Annotated in this window: 21 protein-coding genes; 7 read left to right on the forward strand and 14 right to left on the reverse strand. The window is 35.1% G+C overall.

What is annotated here, in order from left to right:
• Positions 1–18 precede the first annotated feature (18 nt).
• From dapA to rplI, 4 genes are all read left to right on the forward strand, one after another.
• Positions 19–897, forward strand: a complete 879-nt coding sequence (dapA, locus tag L950_RS01180) for a 4-hydroxy-tetrahydrodipicolinate synthase (RefSeq protein ID WP_021191488.1) — start codon at positions 19–21, stop codon at positions 895–897.
• A gap of 98 nt (positions 898–995) precedes the next feature.
• Positions 996–1,364: a 30S ribosomal protein S6 gene (gene rpsF, locus L950_RS01185; RefSeq protein WP_021191489.1), complete on the forward strand. Its 369-nt coding sequence runs from the start codon at positions 996–998 to the stop codon at positions 1,362–1,364.
• Positions 1,364–1,627, forward strand: coding sequence for a 30S ribosomal protein S18 (gene rpsR, locus L950_RS01190; protein ID WP_021191490.1), 264 nt, complete (start codon positions 1,364–1,366; stop codon positions 1,625–1,627). The genes rpsF and rpsR overlap by 1 nt, the downstream gene beginning before the upstream one ends.
• A 15-nt stretch (positions 1,628–1,642) precedes the next feature.
• Positions 1,643–2,086 (forward strand): 50S ribosomal protein L9, encoded by a 444-nt coding sequence (gene rplI / locus L950_RS01195; protein WP_021191491.1) that lies wholly within the window; start codon positions 1,643–1,645, stop codon positions 2,084–2,086.
• 318 nt (positions 2,087–2,404) lie between these two features.
• Here the strand turns inward: rplI and L950_RS01200 are convergent, their stop codons facing one another.
• Genes L950_RS01200 through L950_RS01215 form a run of 5 tightly spaced genes read right to left on the reverse strand, consistent with a single transcriptional unit; the run spans position 2,405 to position 5,627 of the window.
• Positions 2,405–3,397 (reverse strand): hypothetical protein, encoded by a 993-nt coding sequence (locus L950_RS01200; RefSeq protein WP_156169476.1) that lies wholly within the window; start codon positions 3,395–3,397, stop codon positions 2,405–2,407.
• Positions 3,369–4,127, reverse strand: coding sequence for a hypothetical protein (locus tag L950_RS01205; RefSeq protein ID WP_021191493.1), 759 nt, complete (start codon positions 4,125–4,127; stop codon positions 3,369–3,371). Before L950_RS01205 ends, L950_RS01200 begins: the two co-directional genes overlap by 29 nt.
• A gap of 2 nt (positions 4,128–4,129) precedes the next feature.
• Positions 4,130–4,243, reverse strand: coding sequence for a hypothetical protein (locus tag L950_RS36980; RefSeq protein WP_410528075.1), 114 nt, complete (start codon positions 4,241–4,243; stop codon positions 4,130–4,132).
• Positions 4,237–5,097: a FecR family protein gene (locus tag L950_RS25620; RefSeq protein ID WP_021191494.1), complete on the reverse strand. Its 861-nt coding sequence runs from the start codon at positions 5,095–5,097 to the stop codon at positions 4,237–4,239. The genes L950_RS36980 and L950_RS25620 overlap by 7 nt, the downstream gene beginning before the upstream one ends.
• Positions 5,094–5,627, reverse strand: a complete 534-nt coding sequence (locus L950_RS01215) for an RNA polymerase sigma-70 factor (RefSeq protein WP_021191495.1) — start codon at positions 5,625–5,627, stop codon at positions 5,094–5,096. Before L950_RS01215 ends, L950_RS25620 begins: the two co-directional genes overlap by 4 nt.
• A 216-nt stretch (positions 5,628–5,843) precedes the next feature.
• Here L950_RS01215 and L950_RS01220 point away from each other — a divergent pair, with 216 nt between their 5' ends.
• The gene (locus tag L950_RS01220; RefSeq protein ID WP_021191496.1) at positions 5,844–6,407 is read left to right on the forward strand and encodes a porin family protein; all 564 of its coding nucleotides are present in this window, start codon (positions 5,844–5,846) and stop codon (positions 6,405–6,407) included.
• 95 nt (positions 6,408–6,502) lie between these two features.
• Here the strand turns inward: L950_RS01220 and L950_RS25625 are convergent, their stop codons facing one another.
• The 6 genes from L950_RS25625 to L950_RS01240 all read right to left on the reverse strand — a co-directional run bounded on the left by L950_RS25625 (position 6,503) and on the right by L950_RS01240 (position 15,020).
• Entirely contained in the window at positions 6,503–8,257 is a 1,755-nt protein-coding gene (locus L950_RS25625) for an AAA domain-containing protein (RefSeq protein ID WP_052764275.1), read from the reverse strand.
• A 40-nt stretch (positions 8,258–8,297) separates the two neighbouring features.
• A complete protein-coding gene (locus tag L950_RS25630) occupies positions 8,298–11,108 on the reverse strand; it encodes a DUF4011 domain-containing protein (RefSeq protein ID WP_231576756.1) in 2,811 nt (936 codons plus the stop codon).
• A gap of 47 nt (positions 11,109–11,155) precedes the next feature.
• Positions 11,156–11,623 (reverse strand): hypothetical protein, encoded by a 468-nt coding sequence (locus L950_RS25635; RefSeq protein ID WP_052764278.1) that lies wholly within the window; start codon positions 11,621–11,623, stop codon positions 11,156–11,158.
• Positions 11,605–12,315: a hypothetical protein gene (locus L950_RS01230; protein ID WP_031289219.1), complete on the reverse strand. Its 711-nt coding sequence runs from the start codon at positions 12,313–12,315 to the stop codon at positions 11,605–11,607. Before L950_RS01230 ends, L950_RS25635 begins: the two co-directional genes overlap by 19 nt.
• Positions 12,316–12,396: 81 nt before the next feature.
• Positions 12,397–14,067: an Nramp family divalent metal transporter gene (locus L950_RS01235; protein WP_316930494.1), complete on the reverse strand. Its 1,671-nt coding sequence runs from the start codon at positions 14,065–14,067 to the stop codon at positions 12,397–12,399.
• Between the two features lie 296 nt (positions 14,068–14,363).
• The gene (locus tag L950_RS01240; protein WP_021191498.1) at positions 14,364–15,020 is read right to left on the reverse strand and encodes a 2'-5' RNA ligase family protein; all 657 of its coding nucleotides are present in this window, start codon (positions 15,018–15,020) and stop codon (positions 14,364–14,366) included.
• Between the two features lie 242 nt (positions 15,021–15,262).
• On the opposite strand from L950_RS01240, the gene L950_RS01245 reads away from it, so the two are divergent.
• Together L950_RS01245 and L950_RS01250 are read left to right on the forward strand one after the other, a co-directional pair.
• A complete protein-coding gene (locus L950_RS01245; protein WP_046791957.1) occupies positions 15,263–16,501 on the forward strand; it encodes a DEAD/DEAH box helicase in 1,239 nt (412 codons plus the stop codon).
• Between the two features lie 527 nt (positions 16,502–17,028).
• Entirely contained in the window at positions 17,029–18,279 is a 1,251-nt protein-coding gene (locus L950_RS01250; RefSeq protein ID WP_021191500.1) for a site-specific integrase, read from the forward strand.
• Positions 18,280–18,386: 107 nt separating this feature from the next.
• Here the strand turns inward: L950_RS01250 and L950_RS34815 are convergent, their stop codons facing one another.
• Genes L950_RS34815 through L950_RS01265 form a run of 3 tightly spaced genes read right to left on the reverse strand, consistent with a single transcriptional unit; the run spans position 18,387 to position 19,373 of the window.
• A complete protein-coding gene (locus L950_RS34815; RefSeq protein ID WP_021191501.1) occupies positions 18,387–18,668 on the reverse strand; it encodes a helix-turn-helix domain-containing protein in 282 nt (93 codons plus the stop codon).
• Positions 18,665–19,120 (reverse strand): helix-turn-helix domain-containing protein, encoded by a 456-nt coding sequence (locus tag L950_RS36160; RefSeq protein WP_316930495.1) that lies wholly within the window; start codon positions 19,118–19,120, stop codon positions 18,665–18,667. The genes L950_RS34815 and L950_RS36160 overlap by 4 nt, the downstream gene beginning before the upstream one ends.
• The gene (locus L950_RS01265) at positions 19,062–19,373 is read right to left on the reverse strand and encodes a hypothetical protein (RefSeq protein ID WP_021191503.1); all 312 of its coding nucleotides are present in this window, start codon (positions 19,371–19,373) and stop codon (positions 19,062–19,064) included. Before L950_RS01265 ends, L950_RS36160 begins: the two co-directional genes overlap by 59 nt.
• Between the last annotated feature and the right edge of the window lie 411 nt (positions 19,374–19,784).

The following is a 19,784-nucleotide window of genomic DNA, read 5'->3' on the forward strand; positions in this document are numbered from 1 at the left end:
ATCTTTACAAACAACACAATGAACGAGCTTCATGGAGCTGGTGTAGCATTAGTTACACCTTTCAACGCAGATGGAACAGTTGATTTTGATTCTTTAGCACAGCTAATTGACTATCAAATTGACTCAGGTATGAATTATTTAGTCTCTTTAGGTACTACTGGTGAAGTAGCAACATTAACGAAAGACGAACGAAAGAGTATCTGGGATTTCACTGTCAAACAGGTGAATGCTCGCGTACCATTGGTTGCGGGTATCGGAGGAAATAATACGGCAGAGATTGTAGAGCAGATCAAAAATTTTGATCCTACAGGATTCTGTGCTATACTATCCGTATCTCCTTATTATAATAAACCAGTACAGGAAGGAATATATCAGCACTATAAAGCAATAGCTGAGGCTTCTCCCTTACCTATTATTTTATATAATGTACCAGGACGTACAGGAAGCAACATGACTCCTGCCACGACAATACGCTTAGCAAAAGATTTTAAGAATATCGTTGCAACAAAAGAAGCTTCTGGCAACTTTGCTCAGTTTAACGAGATCTTAAGAGATAAACCAGCTGATTTCTTACTGATTTCGGGTGATGATCCTGCAACCTTACCTATGATGGCTTTAGGTGCAGTGGGAATCATTTCTGTTGTTGGAAATGCATATCCAGCTCAAGTTTCAAAATTAGCTGCATTATGTACTGCAGGTAGTTTTACTGAAGCTAGAACAATCCACAATGCGTTGCTTGAAATAACAGATCTTTGTTTTGTTGAAGGAAATCCTTGTGGGGTTAAATATATCCTACAAGAAAAGGGTATCGGTCAAGATTATGTACGCCTACCTTTAATACCGGTATCAGCAAACATTCAGACTGCTATTAAAGCAGAAATGCACAAACTAAAATAAAATACCATACTATAATCATTGTATATTTAAAATCTATTAATTATCTTTGCACTTCCGTAAGTACGGAGAAAAATTAATAAACATAATTATTTAACAAAATGCAACAGTACGAATCTGTAATCGTTCTTACCCCGTTGCTTTCTGAAGATGCTGCGAAAGAAGTAATCGCAAAATTCAAAAACATCTTAGCAGAAGGCGGAGCCGAAATTGTCGCTGAAGACAATTGGGGTTTGAAAAAATTAGCGTATCCAATCCAGAAAAAAACAACTGGGTTTTATCACTTAACTGAATTCAAGGCTCCAGGAGAATTAATCAATAAATTAGAGGTTGAATACAAACGTGATGAGCGTGTAATGCGTTTCTTAACTATTGCTTTAGACAAACATGCTAAAGCTTATAGCGAGAAAAAACGTAGCGGTGCATTCAACAAAAAAGCGGAAACTAAAACTGAGGAGGGATCAAACTAATGGCTAACGAAAATATCCAATACGTAACTGCCCCTAAAGTAGAGGACAATCGTAAAAAGTATTGCCGTTTCAAAAAGAATGGTATCAAATACATCGATTATAAAGATGCTAACTTCTTGATGAAATTTGTGAATGATCAAGGTAAAATTTTACCTCGTCGTTTAACTGGTACGTCATTGAAATTCCAACGTAAAGTAGCTCAAGCGGTTAAACGTGCTCGTCACATCGGCTTGTTACCTTACTTAGCTGATTCATTAAAATAAGGAGGACTAGAGAACATGGAAGTTATTTTAAAACAAGATATCAAAGGCTTAGGTGAGCAAAATGATATCGTAAATGTAAAGCCAGGTTACGGTCGTAATTATTTAATCCCTCAAGGATTTGCTATTCAAGCGACTGTATCAGCAAAGAAAGTTTTAGCTGAAAACATTAAACAAGCTCAGTTCAAACAAGATAAAATTAAGAAAGACGCTACTGAATTAGCTACTAAGTTGGAAACTATTAAGTTATCAATCGGTGCTAAAGCTGGTGAAACTGGTAAAATCTTCGGTAAAGTAAACAGCATTCAAATTGCTGATGCTTTGAAAGCTAAAGGTTTTGATGTTGACCGTCGTCGTATTACTTTCGAAGTAGAACCTAAAGAAATTGGTGAATACTTAGCAAACTTAAACTTACACAAAGAAGTGAAAGTTCAAGTTCCTTTCGAAGTAATTGCTGAGTAATTCTTATTCAGTTTAACATATAGAAAAGGAGATAATTTCGATTATCTCCTTTTTTTATGACGTATATCGCGCTTATATTGAAGCAGTCTGTCTATCTAGTGGAATAAAAGAGGGTAATCATAAATAATATGATTACCTTCTTTTATATTATGAATATTCCCTAGATGAGTTTTCCGTATTTCAGTTCAATATGAAATTGCTATGTTATTTTATAATACCGCTCTTTTTCATTCATCCTTATGATGAAATCTATATAAAAGGATTTCAATAAAATGAGTTCATGCACAAAGCTCAGCTATAAAATTCATAATATCGGGATTACAATTTTAACATAAGACCTACTGCTCCACCACCAAACAATGAATTTCTGTTTTTATCTCGTCCCCAAACCTTCCATAAGGTTTTCCCAACCTGTGTAACTGCATCATCTTCTTTACTCACGTAATTAAAGCTAGGGGCTACAAATACGGATAGTTTTTTATTTAGACGTAACTCCGGAATCAATCTAAAACTAGAATGGTTATTGGATAATAATTTAAACTTATCTGTAAACTGATTTCGGCTGGATATCTCAGCTCGTAGCATAAATCTGCTGCCGTGTAAAAAAATCGCTCCTAAACCTGCTTCAAAAGCATAACGGGCAGTGTTATCATCTTTCAATGATACATGCGCTCCTAAAATGCTGTAAAGAACACGACCACCAGATCGGAATTGCACACCTAAATATGCATCTTGATCAATAGCAACAGAAATACTCTTCTCACCATTTTTAATTAAATTTAATAAGCCAATTGCATAGTCGCTGCTATCTGCAATATTAACTAACCCAGCGAGCTGAATACCTTTTACTTTATTGCCAATGTTGGCTATACCTGCAACTTGATTGCTGACAGTACCTTTACTTTGATTAAATCCACCTGCTAGTTGTGTCGCTCCTGTCCCTTCTTTCATCATATTGCCAATTCCAGAAATTTGAACTCCTTTCACCGTATCGGCCTTATTTAGTCCTCCCGTTAACTGCACCCCTTTGACATCACCAAATACTTGATTCGATATTCCTGCTACCTGCACACCATTTACATCGCCTCCCACGACATTGAACCCTCCTACTAACTGTACTCCTTCCATGTCATATTGATTGAGATTAAAAACTCCACCAATTTCTAAACCTTTTACCCCCGCAGTAGAACCTCCTAGGATATTTATTGAAAATTTATTAACAATCTGTGAGCGGATAAAACCATGTGAACTTAATCCCGGAGTCATCGATATCTGATATGGACTATATAGGAAAAGTCCGCCAAGGTTCATATTTTGAATACTTTGCGCCGGTGATAAAAATACTCGTCCAAAAAAGATCGATAAAAACCATTGTCTTGCTCATATCCGGTAAAGTAACCATACTTCTTTTTTTATTGCCAACTTCTGTATCGATGGGAAAAATCACTAAAACACTTGTATCACGAAACATTGCTTTACTTACATTAACAGCAATCAAACTAATTTTTTTCTTAACATCAAGTTCGAAATAACCATTTTTATCGGTTAAAGTAGAAAGTAGTGCATCGCGATCAAAAATACTAGCGTCAGAAATAGGTTTGTTGGTTCGAATATTTTTGATATAGCCCGTGATAACAACTTTATTTTTATCCTGCGACTGCACTTCAACGTCTACTGCCATACGTTGTGGCGTATATTGTATAATAATATGCTTGCCAATTTCCTTAAAACTATATTCCTTTCCTAACGTATGATCCAAAAAACCATATAGTGATCCCTTATATGCCGATACTTGAATCACACTATCCGTCTGCAGTATATTGCTATTAAAAGAAAACAAAGTACCATGCTTTTCATTCAGCACCTGAAAAATTTGACCTACTGTCATATTCGAATAAGCAGGTATTTGAATCTGGGTCGCTAACTGTTGCTGTGCATCCGCTTTTGAAAAGCTAAACAAAACTAAAAATATGAATAGGTAACTAAACTTTTTTAAAAGTGGAATCTTAGTGATATGATTGATAAATTTTACCAAAAACATGATTATCTAGTTATATGAATAATTGAATCTTTAATAATAACCTTACATTTAAATGTGTCCGATATGACCTGTAAAATTTGATTTAGACTATTTTGTTGAAATGTTGCCGTTAACAAAAGCTTTTTATCTGCTTCGAGATCAATAACAATTTTTGATCATACGCCTTAATTAATAGTTCTACGACACGCTCTAACTTGGTATTTTCAAAGACAAACTCACGATCTACATAGTATGTATAAAACAAGTCTGGCATCTTTTTGACTGATACTTTAGTGGTATCATTATCTTGGATCGTAATCATTTCTTTAGGATGCAAGTAAACCTCCTTATTGCTGTATGAAACTTTGACCAAACCTGTTGCTACAATTACTTCGGTAGCTCCTTCATAACGACGCACATTAAAACTCGTGCCCAAAACAGTAATCTGGCTCTTACCTGATTTAATCACAAAAGGATGTTCTTTGTCTTTAAACACATCAAAAAACACCTCTCCTTTCTCTAATTTTACGTTTCTCTGTTTACTCATCCATGTTCGGGAATAAACAATTTCTGAGTTCTTATTGAGTGTAACTCGAGAACCATCTGGCAGTGAATCTGAGAGGACAGCGGTAGCACTAAAAAGATTTTTTTCTTGCTTATAACTATTATTAAATAAATAAAACCCTAATGAACAGATGACCAGCACTCCAGCCGCTGCCCACCAGTTCCATTTTATCGTTACTGTTTTATTCTCAGCAACTTCTATTACTCCAGCAACTCTATTTTCTTTAGCGAATTTAAAATTTTCCCAAGCTCGATCGACATCTACCTCTGGTGCTTCAAGTGGTTTAGGTAAACGGTCCCACATATCTTTTATTTTTAAATATTCAGTTCTATTCCTAATATCTTGTTCCAACCAGTTTTTGATTCTAATATTTTCTTCTTCATTGGTTTCTCCAATGATGTATTTTTCTAGCAATTCCTTATTCATAATATATAAATGATATAAAAAATAATTACAGTTAAATAATCCATCAGCTCAAGACGTAAGTGTCGCAACGCTTTGGTCATATGTCCTTCAACAGTTTTAATGGAAAGATCCAATGTCTGAGCAATATCTTTATATTTCATCTCTTGAAAACGGCTCAGCTCAAAAACAGTACGACTCTTTTCAGGTAGCTTAGCTAGTGCTACTTGTAGTTTTTGATCAAGATCTTTTGCACTTTGATCGACAGCAGGAACAACTTCTTGCCTACTTTGCTGATAAGATTGATATTTCATCTTTCTCTGCTCTTTTTTTAAGAAATTCATACTTTCATTATAGATAGCACGATATAAGTAAGCTTTTAAAGATGTATGTACTTCTTCCTCCCAATTTTTCTCCCATAGACGCAAGAATACTTGCTGTACGATCTCTTCAGCACTCTCACTATCTCTCAAATAACGAAATGCAGAACGGTGCAATTCCTTATAGTACAAACGAAACAGTTGCTCAAATTTCTTTTCTTTATTTTCTGACATTGATTGAATTTTCCGGATTCATGAAACAATCTACTTTTATTTATGACAACTGAACTGGCCTATACCCTTACACTAATTTCATTTCTTTTTATTGATTCAAATTTAAAATATATAAAACGATAATATTTTATTTTTTTTCAAGGGTATCGTGATGTTATGTTGTCATAAAGGAAAGACGAATAATTAATCAATACACATACAAATACGTTTAGAAAAATGAAAACAACATTAAAAACTGCCCTTATGGGATTGACATTATTAGGATTGTCCACCGCAGCAAAAGCACAAGAAGTTACTTATGGACTTCAAGTTGGAAGCAATTATAACATGACATCTTTTGGTAACAAATCCGTCAAAGATAATAATGGGAAAGTGGGTGTTTCTGTCGCTGGGTTTGCCCGTATTGGAAATGAATTATTCTTTCAACCGGGTTTAGGAGTGAGCTTGTTACGTAAAGAATATACTTTTGACAAAAATGAGAAAACACCAAAATTCTATCAGATAAATTTACCGCTTCAGATAGGATATAAGTTGATCAATGATGGCGATTTTAATTTACGTGCTATGTTGGGACCACAATTGAATTATGACATTAAAACCGTTAAATCAACAGCAACTACTGATTATAAAAAGTTTTCTTTTGATGGTCGAATTGGATTAGGTCTTGATATTAGCAAATTGACATTAGATGCCTATTACAGTCATGGATTTAGCAGTATTGATAAAACTCTTGATGCTAAAAACAAAACGGTAGGCATCATGGTAGGCTACAAATTTTAATTAAAATAATTTTCAAATCACGAGCGTTATCCTAAAGAATAACGCTCGTTTTTTTGTAAAACTGATCATTACAATTTAACAATGATTTAAAAAAACTATTTATTATCGATCATCTTTATACGGCCTTCTTCCTGTGTTACAAGTTGTTTTTCGACAGCTATGCCAATCGCATAACGCATCGAAAATTCAATTTGCTTACCCATTTTCTGAAAATCAAATTGACGAGCCAAGTATCGGACTAAATCATCTTCAACGATACTTAAATTCTGTTCGACGGCTTCTTGCAATGCTACTATAATTTCCTCTGGGGCTATATCTTCTGAATTTCTTCCTATTCCAGCATTTGACCGATAATAGTTGATATCAACCACACTTTGTTCCTTCCAATAAAATGGTTGACGGTGTTTGGTTACTTGCGAAGGAACATCTACTATTATTTCAGATAGAATTCGCTCGATTTTAACACTAGGTTTGGCTTCCCAATGTTCCATAATACGCTTATATAAAAAAGACTTACTTATGGGTGATTCATGATGAATAAGCAACTCCATCTGTCTATGGATCAATGCCCTATTCCCAAGATCTTCTAAGCCCTCTGCTCCGATAGCAAATGCTTTTGGCAAATGAGTGCTCTCATAAGGGATCTGTTTAGAAATTATAGGAGAATAATCAATTTCTTCAATATGATATCCATTCTGATGAATACTTTCTGTGACGTTAGCTACAATATGGTCATGCTCTTCTGTTTTTAATAGCAATGCATTAACTTTTTCCAAAATAGATTCAACTATAAGGTCAGCATTCTCAATCCAATCCAATGTCCAGATTCTAAAAATATTCCAACCTAAACTTTCCAACATTTTTGGTAATACCAGTTCGCGGTCGTTGGTAGTTTCCGCTTGAAAATAATTAAGTCCATCTAATAAAATCGATAAAATATAGCGTTTCGGATGTTCGGGATGAACAATACCTAAATCAACTCTATAGTCAGATGTTCCTATATTGACATTGACGATTAATCCTTCGGCACGTAATCTATTTGCGATATTTTGGGTTAAATTAGCATGATTATCTGTCGTGGTTATTTGGCTAGCATCTAGTACAAGGTGTCCTTTTTCGGCAAAAGTCAGAAAATTTTTCAAACCCGCGACTCCTTCTGAAGCTGTACGATTTAAGTTTATCTGATCAGATCGAAGTGTTGCAAAAACTTTCATTTCCTCTCGAGCCCGAGTTACCGCAACATTCAGCCTTCTCCAACCACCTTCCCTATTCAACGGTCCAAAATTCATACTCACTTGACCATTTTCATCTGGTCCATATCCAATTGAAAACAAAATCACATCTCGTTCATCACCTTGAACATTTTCTAGGTTTTTAATAAAAATAGGTTCATCACTTTCCGTAGCCCATGCTTCCAGCTCCGAATCAAGTCGATACAACTCGTTTAGCTTATCTTCTATAAGATTCTGTTGCACTTGACTAAAGGTGACAATACCGACACTCTGTTTTCGAGTTTTTTCATTCTGAAACCGTCTTGCGACATCTTCAACGATGGCCTGTGCTTCGAATTTATTCTGTCGGGTTTTACCCTTGTCATAATGACCTGATACATGCTGGTACGTGACACGACTATTTAGATCATCTGCTGATGGAAATGTTAATAATTTATTGTCGTAATAATGTGCATTACTAAAAGCAATAAGACTTTCGTGTTTACTTCGATAATGACGTAACAAATATTTTGAAGGAAATGATAAAGAAAGACAGTCATCTAAAATACTTTCAAGGTCCTCAATTTCCATATTTTCCTCATCTACTTTATTCGTCATGAAGAATGATGTTGGAGGCATCTGTTTTGGGTCACCTACTATAACCGCGTGTTAGATCGAGCTAAAGAACTGACAGCTTCACAAGTGGTAATTGAGAAGCTTCATCGAAAATTAATAAATCAAACTGGTCCGGATTTACCTCAAAATATTGAGCCACTGAAATTGGACTCATAAGCATACACGGAGCTAAACGAGGCAGTAATGCTGGAATTTGATCGAATAGCTTTCGAATGCTTACACCACGTCCCCGATTTTTAATAGCACGCTGTAAAATTGCTATTTCAGATCCTTGAAGAGCTTCAATAGTATTATTTGGCAACCGTTCATTAAGTCGTAACAATAATTCCTTTCTAGTCAATTCAGTGAAAGAATTTGCAATTTGTTTATACTTTTCGATCTTATCTTCAAATAATCGAACATTAAACATATTAAGTGCTTCATGCGAAGCGATCACTTGATTGGCCAGATTGTAATGAATGATATAATCAAAATGTTCCAAAAGATGTTCTTGTTTAAGATCATCTTTTTCATACAATTCAATAAACCAGTTTAAATCTAATGATATGGCTTTTTCTTTTGTTTTCGAATAATTTGTCCAATTCTTTAAATAATCAATCTGATCAATAATACCAGAAATTTTACCTTCGATATCAGTCAGCCAATCGACCTGAACAGGATAAGACCGAATATCTAATTGCGTTAAAGTTTGAAAATCATTACTCTTAATAAGTAGTGTACCCCATACCTTTGTTAAACTTTGTAAAGTATATTCTTGATTTGGGATCAATTGGGATGTTTTTGTTTTCGACTTTTCAATCCACTTTTGTACAATATCAGTTACGGTAACATTACTTAATGCTATTAATTGTCCATTAATTATTTTCAGTGTCTCAATTTGCTCCTGCACAAGTTTTAAATTAGTATCTTCTTGCAGGTAAGAGCTGCCTAAGCCTTGGTGGATTGCCTCATACTCTTTAGACTCAACTACTGCTCTTATTTGTTGAAAGGCATTGACATAAGCAAAAAACTGATCGAAGGTTTCATCTTCATGTAAAGGTATGGTACTAAAAGCTGACAAACCTTTCTTTACTTTTCTTTTTTTAAACCATTTTGGTAAAAACCAAGTTTGTTTTGCCTCATTCCATAAAGATTCTAATGCTGTCAAATTAGCATCGAGCACGCTTTTGTGAGCATGATTTAATAAAACCTGACGTCTGCTCTGATATATTTCAAAATGAGAGATCCATTTCTGTAATCGCTCTTCTTGCGATTTGCTTAATAGCATCTTCCAAAGCGATAAATCCGTCTCAGGAAGTTCCGTTAAGGACTTAATAAGCTGATCGAATAAATATAAATCTGACCAAGATAAGTTCTGAATCGGCATATCAAAATTTGATATGAACTGACGTAGCAATTGCCCATACTCCAACAGAGTATGATTTAATTCTACAGCAGAGGATACAACTTCCTGTTGGATAGCACTTGAGTATTGCACAAGAGCAATACCTTTGAACGGATTCTGAATAGGATTAGCGATAATCTTTGAAACAGAATTTAAATCGATTACCAGATCTTTCCATGTTCGCCATTTCTCATTTGTCAAAGAATCAAAAAATGTTTTAGGGAGATCGATTTTAGCGAACTGATAAGATTCTAAAGTTGTTAATGCTGTAATACTATCGTACAAACTCCAGCCAATAGGTTGCTGTTTATGCAATTGGCTAATATAAATCTGTAACTCTTTTTTAGCATTTATTAAATGATTGGCCTCATCTTGAAAATTAAAATTACCCTTCAACTGCGGCTGTTCCAAAGTTTCTGCAAGCTGTGACAGTAGATCTGATTTTTTTGCTTTATTGGAGTGTAGTTCCAAACAGAAATTGGATAGACCTATTGCTGCCAATCGCTTATATACAACATCTAATGCGGCTTTCTTCGCAGCAACAAACAATACTTTTTTGCCCTGATAAAGTGCATTTGCAATAATGTTAGTAATCGTCTGGGATTTACCTGTCCCAGGAGGACCATGTAAAACAAAACTTTGATTCTGATTAGAAGTGAAAATTGCTTCTAATTGGGATACATCTGTTGCTATAGGCAACGCTAAAGCAGATGGGTTTATATTATCAAAATCTAATGGAACTTCCTCTTTTCCAATATCTAATCGCAACTGGCCATCGATAAGGCTACGAACAATGCTACTTTTTGCAATTTCTTCAGATTGGTGCGCAATATCATTCCAAAGAATTAATTTGTTAAAAGAGAAATTACCCAAAATCACCTGATCTACAATATCCCATCCCTTAAGTCCCATGATTGCTCGTCGCATCTGTGCGATCAATTGTGCAACATCGATTCCTTTTCCATCTTTAGGAAGCTCTTCGAGATCCCGGAGATCCAAACCGTGTTCTTGACGAAGAAACTCTAATAAGGTAATATTGATCATCGCCTCTTCTTCGCGGCTTCTGAGGACAAATTTACTGTTGATAGAGCGTCGCGTCAGCTCAACCGGAATTAATATAATTGGAGCAGATCGAACTTGGGCAAGCGTTTTTTTATCCCGCCACTGTAACAGTCCTATAGCCAAGAATAAAGTACTGGAGCCGTTCTCTTCTATCGATAATTTGGCATTTCGGGATATATGAGTCAGAATTGTATCTAAATCATCAGCATGATAATAAGATAATAAACGGTTATGTGCTAATTCTTCTTTTGCCAATTGATATGCTGCCGATGAAGGATGTAATGAAGGATTCAAGATATTGTACTGCTTCAGTATGGGAGCATCTGCACTAGCACTGATCGAGAAACTTTTACCATCAACTAACAGGTCTTCCAGGTCATGAATATTTACATCCATAATCTGTAACATATTTTTTGTCATACGCAAATTAAGAAGATTGTTGCGCAATGACAGGTCTAACAGCTTTCTTTCCCAGACTTCTGCTTACTGATGGATTTATTACCATTTCCCTCAAATTCTTCATAAATTTTTCCTACCTCAATCGTTTCTTCTTGCATCTTCAAATCTACTTGATTTCGTATAAACTCATGCTCGAGATCGAAAGAATCATCTATCTTTAATGGAAGAGGTTTGATACCGCTGGCACGCGCACGCTTTATGTCGATGGAAAGTAAGAAATCATTCCTTTCTATCAGGCTCGCTTCCGCAAGATCAATTGCCTGATTAAAGTTAATACTAGCTCCTTTACAAACACTTGTTGACTCAACAACAACAATTTCACTTATTCCTTTAGCAAAACGTTTAGTAATAGCGGTTTTATCTTCGTTAATAATCTGCGCAAATCGATCTTGATGAAGCCAACATCCTACGAAAGCATGTCCTTTAGTAACTATTATTATTGGATTCAAATCAATCGCCTCCAAACATGCTGCGTAGAGTAAACTAATATCAATACAATTACCAAAACGTTTTTTGCAATAACATCAACCATTCTCAGCCGTTGTCCATTCTCTTCAAAACTAGGCGGTAATGCGCTGTATACTATTTCTTGCGCTTGCAAAGCATGGTATATCGCCCGCATCATTTCAAGAATCCGCGATGGGTCTGTAGCTTGGTAGCCCTCAAATTTAACAGGCAAATTTTGCTGTTCTAGATAGGCAATCGCCTTATTTTTAACCGCATAAATGTAAGGATGATTAGGTGTAATATAAGATGCTAATAATTCTGGAAGAGTATTAAAACCTCCAAAAAATGATAAGGGTTGCAACGCTATAGATACTACTTCTTCTATTAATAAATTTTCGTCCTGATAAACTCTAATTTGAAAAGTACTTCTTTCGACCTCGCTTAATTGAAGGAAATAAATTGGCTTAACAATAATTTTATCCGTGGGTATCTTAACAGATAATCCAACGGGTAGATAGGCTAATTCATAAGAAAAAGGTTCCATCCACGCTCCCTCAGAATCAATTTCAAGTCGGATTTTTTCTAAAATTTGATCGCTCTTAGAAGAGAGCATCAAATTGCTCAAAAAAGTAATCTGATTTTGATACATAGAAAGATTTAGAAATTCTGCTACATCTCTTTCTATATAAACCTGTTTCATATTATCCATTCGCATTTTATCTTATTCTCTAATATAAAAAAGATCGTTAACAGTTTAGTATCTTTTATCTTAAATAATTATCATTTCAGGTTATTGAGCAATAAAAACGGGTATTTTCACTGCATGTCGCAATTTATTTACAGTTTCTCCGAAAACAAAATCCTTAACTCCCGTATGGCCATGGCTACCAACAATTAACAGGTCAGCTTCATATTGTTCACATATCTTCGCAATAGAAGCAACCCGATTATTATAACCCAGTTCAAAATTAACTTGATAGGCTCTATCGGAAAAGAAATGTGCATACTTCTCTAATCTTTCCAGATCTTGTCTAGACTCTAAGTCATACGTACTTTCTCCCGTATATTTCACGCCTGCACTTTCAACAATATGCACCAAGATAAAGTGAGAATTCGTATTAGCTATAGAAAGGGCGTACTGTACTGCTTTTGTATCTGAAGTTGAGTAGTCCAAAGCAAGTACAACTTTATTGAACGATATGGGTTCATCAAACTTTAAATCTTCAAATGGGGGATGGACATCCAATACAATTGCTCTATTTTTATGAAGTATAGGATAAATAAAGGTCATAATCAACAAAACGATCATACCTGCGGCCCCAAGAATTAATAAAACAGTTAACCATAGTACATCATATTTAATAATCCATGTTGAGATTTCCTCATATACCAGTTTGATATTAAGTACGGCGATGATAATAGCTATAAGCCATGCCAATATTTGCATATAAGGCTTAATAACGAAATTTCCCATCTTTTCCTTATCACTTACAAAATGAATTAATGGAATAACTGCAAATGCCAACTGCATACTTAATATAACTTGGCTAAAAATTAATAAAGAGCCAACTTGAGATTCTCCAGCAATTAATATGACCAATACTGCTGGTATTATTGCTAATAATCGGGTTATAATTCTGCGAAGGGTGGGACTGATCCTTAGTCTCAAATATCCCTCCATTACAATCTGCCCTGCCAAAGTACCTGTAACAGTAGAACTTTGACCTGCCAGTATTAGCGCTATTGCAAATAATTTAGGTGCCAGATCTGTTCCTAGTGTCTTCCCTAATAAGTGATATGCATCTTCCAGATCTGCTACATCATGCATACCATTTTTATGAAAGGCGGCTGATGCGAGGATAAGAATAGCGGCATTAACCAGAAAGGCTAGATTTAAAGCTATTGCACTATCAAAAAAATTATATTTGAGTGCTTTACTTATGGAATGGTCATCTCTGTCTATTTTTCGCGTTTGTACCAAGGCTGAATGTAAATACAAATTATGGGGCATTACAGTAGCTCCGATAATTCCTATTGCAATATAAAGTGCAGCGCTATTGGGTAAGCTTGGAATAAAGCCGGTCATTACTTCACCGAAATCAGGCTGAACTAAAAACATCTCTACCATAAAGCACATACCAATCATCGTAATTAGACCAATAATGAAAAGTTCCATCTTTCGCATTCCTAATTTCTGTAGATACATAATCAAAAATGTATCTGCAAAACTGATTAATACGCCCCAAAGGATATCTATTCCAAAAAGTAAGTTTAATCCGATCGCCATTCCCAATACTTCAGCGAGATCACAGGCCGCGATTGCAATTTCTGCTAAGATATATAGTACAAAATTCATGCGCCTTGGGTATGTCTCCCGATTGCACTGTGCGAGATCTTTTCGTCTCACTATTCCTAAACGGGTACAAAGACTCTGCAAGAGTAAAGCCATGATGTTACTCATCAATAAAACCCATAATAGGCATAGCCAAACTGACTTCCCCCGGCTAAATCTGTAGCCCAATTCCCAGGATCCATATAACCTACACTAATTAAATAGGCCGGTCCAAAAAAACTGAGGATTTTTTTATTTTTGATTTCCCCTTACTGATTTCAACACTTTCGTGCACATCTGAAAGAGATTTTTCATGCTGGTAAGGATCTTTACTCATTAGGATTGCTATGTCGTTAATATGCCATCTATCTTGCGGAAATAAAGATATAAATCCTAAAACGAAAAACTACATTTTTATCCTTTTATTAGAAATCAAAAGACAACTGTCCCTCCTCTTTAGGAGGTTTAGGAAGATTGCCAAATTTAAATTCTTCTATTGTATCATATTGTTTTCTAATGGGATTAAATCTTCGCAAGAAAATACTAGAACAAAAAAAATCTAAATCTATTGCTTTGAAATTTTCAAAAGCTACAGCAAGCTTATCCTGATCCAACTTACGCCCAACTGTCAAATGAGGTTCAGTACTTTTAAACATTTTCGTATCAAAATCGATACTGGTTATGGCCTGCATTTTATTTTTCAAAAACTGTCTAGATTTTAATGCTGGAGCAATGAAAAAAGCACCATTTTTTGGAAAGGCACTATAATCATCAAAATACACATATTGCGAATTTTCATATTTAAGAATCTCTGTGACTTGTTTCTTTATCTTTGATAGATCATTACCATTGGCTAAATATTCACATATGGTAATATGCGCTAATGAATGACAACTCGAAAACCATCCAATCTTGTTCTTTAAACTTTCTTTGATAGATTTTACCATCTGAATACCCTTTTCACAGGGTTGAAATACCAATGAATATTTTTCTAATTCTGTGACCATTTCCATTCCTTTCTCTAATGATTCGCTTTCCTTTAAATATAGTGATAATAAAACAAAAAGAAAAACTTTCAACATTTACTGAGATCAATCTTACATTAACGCATGGTTTCATAAGATGTAATGGATTAAGAACTATAATCATCATGCAATGCTGATCTCAATTTCTTATTGCAATTTATGGTTTTAGTAAAATGCCATAAAGCTTTGTAATGGTCTATTAGCAATTATTTTTTAAGTAACTTTGTCCATTATTCATTAAATACGACAATAAAGTGTCTTTCGATAAATTAAAATTAAGCAAGCGGTTACAAAAATCCATGGAAAGTTTGGGTTATTTAACACCCAAGGAAATACAAGTGAAATCTATGTCTCGGATATTAGGTGGCCAAGATATTATCGCTATAGGTCCTGACGGTTCAGGTAAAACGACAACTTATATCCTGAGTGTACTTTCTGGACTTAAATTCAACGTTCCTGATGCTCCAAAAGTTTTGATTTTGGCTCCTGATCAAGAATGTGTTCAGGCTATTGTTGATCAATTTTATTTGATCAGTAAAAATAAAGACCTTAGTATTATTGGATTACGTGCTGGAGGTAGTATGGAGCAAGAAATTGAAAAACTTGTCGCTGGTGTTGAAATCGTTGTTTCTACTCCAAATAGAGCAAGAGCTGTCTACCTTAAATTGGGCTTAAATCTTAATTTAATACATACCATAATTATCGATGATGCAGAAGAGGTAATTAAAAATGGCATGATAACTCCGGTGAAAGAACTTGTTCAGAGTGCTAAAAAGTGTCAACATCTTGTTTTTAGCACAGTGGAGCATGAAAAATTACACCAGATGATTGATGGTTTTATGGTTTCTCCAGCCCTGATCGAAGTAGAAGAACTTGCTGCGGAAAAACTTAATGTACATGATATGTTTCTATATCAGGTTCCAAATTTCACAACAAAAATCAATCTTCTCAACAGCTTAATGCTGGACAACGAAGTTTTTGATAAAGTGATCATTTTCGTTAATAGTAAACTTACTGCACAAAAATTAGGGAAAAGCTTACACCGTAAATATAACGATGAGATCGTTATATTTAACCCCTTATTTTTTGAAGATAAAAGTATTTCTGATATCGAATTATTTAAACAAGAGGATGCTCATCGGATATTAATCGTAGCCAATGAAGGAACTGAAGTATTAGATGTGTCAGGAATACCGTATATTTTTCATTTTGAAATCCCCGAGAATAACGATACGCTTATACAACGAATCATTAAATCAAATGCAGAAGAGCAATTGTCATTTACTTTTGCAACAGATTTGGAGTTGCCTGAAATAAAAAAGATGGAGCATACAATAGGTCAAAAAATGGAAGTTCTTGATTTACCAGAAAAATTATCAATTTACAGTGCAAAAAAGGGAAATACCTCATTAATTGATGATGATAATGATGGAACACGTGGTGCAGCTTACCATCAAAAGAAAGAAAGTAATAGCAAAACATATAATTATGGTGCTGGTAAAAAAGCAAAAATGACCATGAAAAAGAAAAAAGGTTAAATAACCAATGTAAAAAAGCAACAAAAAATCACGGAACTATTATTCCGTGATTTTTTGCTTTACAGTGGAATACAATCTTGGAACAGTTGTACAAATGTTAGTTCAATTAATCTTGCAAACTTTTGATCTTCCAAAGCGAATCAAAACATGTATAAATTCGTCAATTATATTTTATCTTTACAAATCCATTTAAGCAGATCTGTAAGTAATAAATAAGAAGGAACTGATTCGCAATCCAAAATCTTCTATCTTCGTTATATTTAAAATAAAGTTTCAGTAAAAATACATCAAAGATTAATAACAGGCAAAACGGTTGTAAGTTAAGGCTTTACAGCCGTTTTATGATTTTTTGGTAATGAGGTAAAAAGCAGGAAAAAGCGAGGTTTGGCAAAAGTAAGGTTACTAAAACGTTACTTTTAAATATTAGAAATAATCGTTTTAAAATGCTGTATTTCAGCTTTATGCATAGTTTTTCATATTGTTCCGTAGCTCACATAGGTTTAATTTTATCATTAAGAATTGTGAGTATGGAAACGACAAAAAAATCAACATTTAAGGTATTATTCTACCTTAAAAAGAATGCCCCAAAGAAAAACGGAAAGGTTACGGTTATGTGCAGGATTACCGTAAACGGCAAACAGTCTGCATTCAGTACAAAGCTGGATATTTCCGCAACAAATTGGGATTTGAAGTACGGCAGGGTTTTAGGTAAAAGCCGAGAAGCACAAGACACAAACAGGAAACTTGACAAAATTCGTTCGGGTATTGAGGAATGCTATTCCAAAATCCTGAAGAATGAGGGGGCTGTAAACAGTGCTAAACTTAAAAATGCCGTTCTTGGGATGGAAAGCGGAGAACTGACCTTTTTCAAATTCTATGAACAGTTCCTATCCGACTATGAGAAAAAGGTTAATAGTGGACTTCGGGTAAATGGCACACGCAGTAAATACAAAATACTTTTGAAACATCTTCGAAATTTTGCACTTACAAAATACGGCTATTCCGATGTGTCCTTTAACGACCTTACACCTGATTTTGTGCAGGACTTTGATTACTATCTGCGTGACGACCAAAGTTTAACACACAACACCATTTGGCTGTATATGATTGGATTTACTACGCTTTGCCGATTGGCAATGAGCAGAAAGTATCTTGCTTTTAATCCGTTCAGCGAATACAAGAATACCAAAAAGGATAAAGACCGTGGTTACCTGTTGCGGAACGAGCTGGAACAGCTCGTAACGTTCAACTGCGATAAAAAGAAAGACGAATTAGTTAAAGACCTGTTTGTTTTCAGTTGTTTTACAGGTCTTTCCTATTCAGATATGAAAGGACTTAAAAATAGCAATATCCAAGATTTTTTTGACGGTAACAGGTGGATTATTGTGCGAAGAAAGAAAACAGCTACATCATCAAACGTAATGCTCTTAGATATTCCAAAAATGATTATTGAAAAATATGCAGGATTGTCAAAGGACGGAAAGGTATTTCCTGTACCATCAAATACGATTTGTAATGACAGCTTAAAGAGAATATCTCAACTGATTGACTGCCTTGTAGAAAAGAAAGTAACCTTTCATTTGGCACGTCATACGTTTGCTACGCTATTTTTAAGCGAGGGTGTTCCGTTGGAGAGTTTGAGCAAAATGTTAGGGCATAAGAATATTGCCACTACTCAGATTTATGCTAAGATACTCAACGAGAAAGTTGGTAAGGATATGCAAAAGGTATCGCATAAATTTAAGGGTATGGAGGAGTCCTTTGTTTCAAGCCTATAACATTATGTCACAATTTTTTAAAACAACACAGCCCACCGCTTTAAGCAGTGGGCTGTTTCTTTAATTGACCGATACGGGTTACAGTTTCAAAGCATTCATTTAATGGGCTAACGTTGGTAGTTATCTTCCAATACTTTTACAATATCGCTTTCACGAAACAAGATTTTCCGTTCGAGCTTGATAAAAGGTATCAGTCCGTCATCCCTGTACTGTTGCAATGTCCGTTTACTGATGTGTAACATCTCGCAAACCTGTTCGCCTGACAGATAGATTTCCCCTTTTAGTAATGGGTGGAAATATTCTCTGATATATAACAGTTCATTTTTGATGCCTACCACAGCTTCGAGCAAGGCAAGCATATCTTCGTTTGAATTTCCAATCTGTTTCATTTCTTTTGCTTTTTTAATGGTCGCTCTCCCTGCATAAGTAATTCCACTTCGGATAATCTGAAATACGTCTTCCGATTGATTTGCGTTGCCCCAAGAATACCTTTTGCCCTGTATGTCTGCAAAGTTCTTTTGCTGATGTTCAGCAGTTGGCAGGCTTCCTGTTGGTCGAGCCATTTTGTTGCCTGTTGCAATGCTTTGTAGGGTGCAGTCATTTCCGCTATCAAATTGGAAACTTCCTTAACTTCCCTATGCAATGCTTTTAAAATCCGAATGTCTAAAACTGTTATTTCCATATCTGCATCATTTAAACCTCTAAAATAAAAGCTATTTACATAGGTCATTCTAATGTTGCATCCAATGGCGGTATTTGGCGCACAGATGCCAAATACTGTATTACAATCCCAATTTTGGTTTATTGTTTTTCGGACGAGCCTGTTGTGGTTTGATTGCATTGTCAGTCTTCAAGGCAGGCTTTTTGTTTTTCTGTACAGTCTGATTTTTTTCATCGTTTTTAAAATCTGAACGCATAACTGTTTTTGTCGTACCAATTAAACTTTCAGGCTGGACAGATTGCTCTGACTGTTCAGCACGTTTACCGCCAAATAGCCTGTTCCAATCTATTAAGCCTTTTGCTTCCCTGAACTGGCGTTTGAAATTAGCGATGAAATTAGAAATCGGGTCGCTCTGCTTATCAACTTGTATCAAAGGACTATGTTCTTTTTTCTGATTTGTTCTTTCTCTTTCTGCTCTTTGTCAGGTATTACTTTTTGTGCCATAGGTTCAAATTTCAGCCCAATATAGAACACAAGGGAATGTATTTTTTTCAATTGGCATTATGTGGCAGTATTTGGCTTATGTTGGCACAATATGAATAGAAAGTAATCCTCAAAACACTTTAAATTTTCCTTGCAAAGCCTTCATACATTTAAAGAGTTTTGTACGGATAAAGGAAAGCATACAAAAAACACCTATCCTTAGCCCTTACGTGTTTTTTGTACCCTTTTTTTGATTGGAATTGATTAAAAAACAATAAAAAAGGTAGCAAAGATAAGGCGGACAGCCACCGCACCACCCAACCAAAAGCTTACGGCATAATGGCAGGGCAAATATGGTGGC

Source organism: Sphingobacterium sp. IITKGP-BTPF85 (assembly GCF_001006065.1).
In the GTDB taxonomy this organism is placed as follows: Bacteria; Bacteroidota; Bacteroidia; order Sphingobacteriales; family Sphingobacteriaceae; genus Sphingobacterium; species Sphingobacterium anhuiense.

Bases quoted from the DNA above. Each gene is read 5' to 3' on its own strand.
- dapA (WP_021191488.1), top strand. From the start codon at position 19: ATGAACGAGCTTCATGGAGCTGGTGTAGCATTAGTTACACCTTTCAAC.
- rpsF (WP_021191489.1), top strand. From the start codon at position 996: ATGCAACAGTACGAATCTGTAATCGTTCTTACCCCGTTGCTTTCTGAA.
- rpsR (WP_021191490.1), top strand. From the start codon at position 1,364: ATGGCTAACGAAAATATCCAATACGTAACTGCCCCTAAAGTAGAGGAC.
- rplI (WP_021191491.1), top strand. From the start codon at position 1,643: ATGGAAGTTATTTTAAAACAAGATATCAAAGGCTTAGGTGAGCAAAAT.
- L950_RS01200 (WP_156169476.1), bottom strand. From the start codon at position 3,397: ATGAACCTTGGCGGACTTTTCCTATATAGTCCATATCAGATATCGATG.
- L950_RS01205 (WP_021191493.1), bottom strand. From the start codon at position 4,127: ATGTTTTTGGTAAAATTTATCAATCATATCACTAAGATTCCACTTTTA.
- L950_RS25620 (WP_021191494.1), bottom strand. From the start codon at position 5,097: ATGAATAAGGAATTGCTAGAAAAATACATCATTGGAGAAACCAATGAA.
- L950_RS01215 (WP_021191495.1), bottom strand. From the start codon at position 5,627: ATGTCAGAAAATAAAGAAAAGAAATTTGAGCAACTGTTTCGTTTGTAC.
- L950_RS01220 (WP_021191496.1), top strand. From the start codon at position 5,844: ATGAAAACAACATTAAAAACTGCCCTTATGGGATTGACATTATTAGGA.
- L950_RS25625 (WP_052764275.1), bottom strand. From the start codon at position 8,257: ATGCCTCCAACATCATTCTTCATGACGAATAAAGTAGATGAGGAAAAT.
- L950_RS25630 (WP_231576756.1), bottom strand. From the start codon at position 11,108: ATGTTACAGATTATGGATGTAAATATTCATGACCTGGAAGACCTGTTA.
- L950_RS01230 (WP_031289219.1), bottom strand. From the start codon at position 12,315: ATGGATAATATGAAACAGGTTTATATAGAAAGAGATGTAGCAGAATTT.
- L950_RS01235 (WP_316930494.1), bottom strand. From the start codon at position 14,067: ATGAGTAACATCATGGCTTTACTCTTGCAGAGTCTTTGTACCCGTTTA.
- L950_RS01240 (WP_021191498.1), bottom strand. From the start codon at position 15,020: ATGTTGAAAGTTTTTCTTTTTGTTTTATTATCACTATATTTAAAGGAA.
- L950_RS01245 (WP_046791957.1), top strand. From the start codon at position 15,263: ATGGAAAGTTTGGGTTATTTAACACCCAAGGAAATACAAGTGAAATCT.
- L950_RS01250 (WP_021191500.1), top strand. From the start codon at position 17,029: ATGGAAACGACAAAAAAATCAACATTTAAGGTATTATTCTACCTTAAA.
- L950_RS34815 (WP_021191501.1), bottom strand. From the start codon at position 18,668: ATGAAACAGATTGGAAATTCAAACGAAGATATGCTTGCCTTGCTCGAA.
- L950_RS36160 (WP_316930495.1), bottom strand. From the start codon at position 19,120: ATGCAATCAAACCACAACAGGCTCGTCCGAAAAACAATAAACCAAAAT.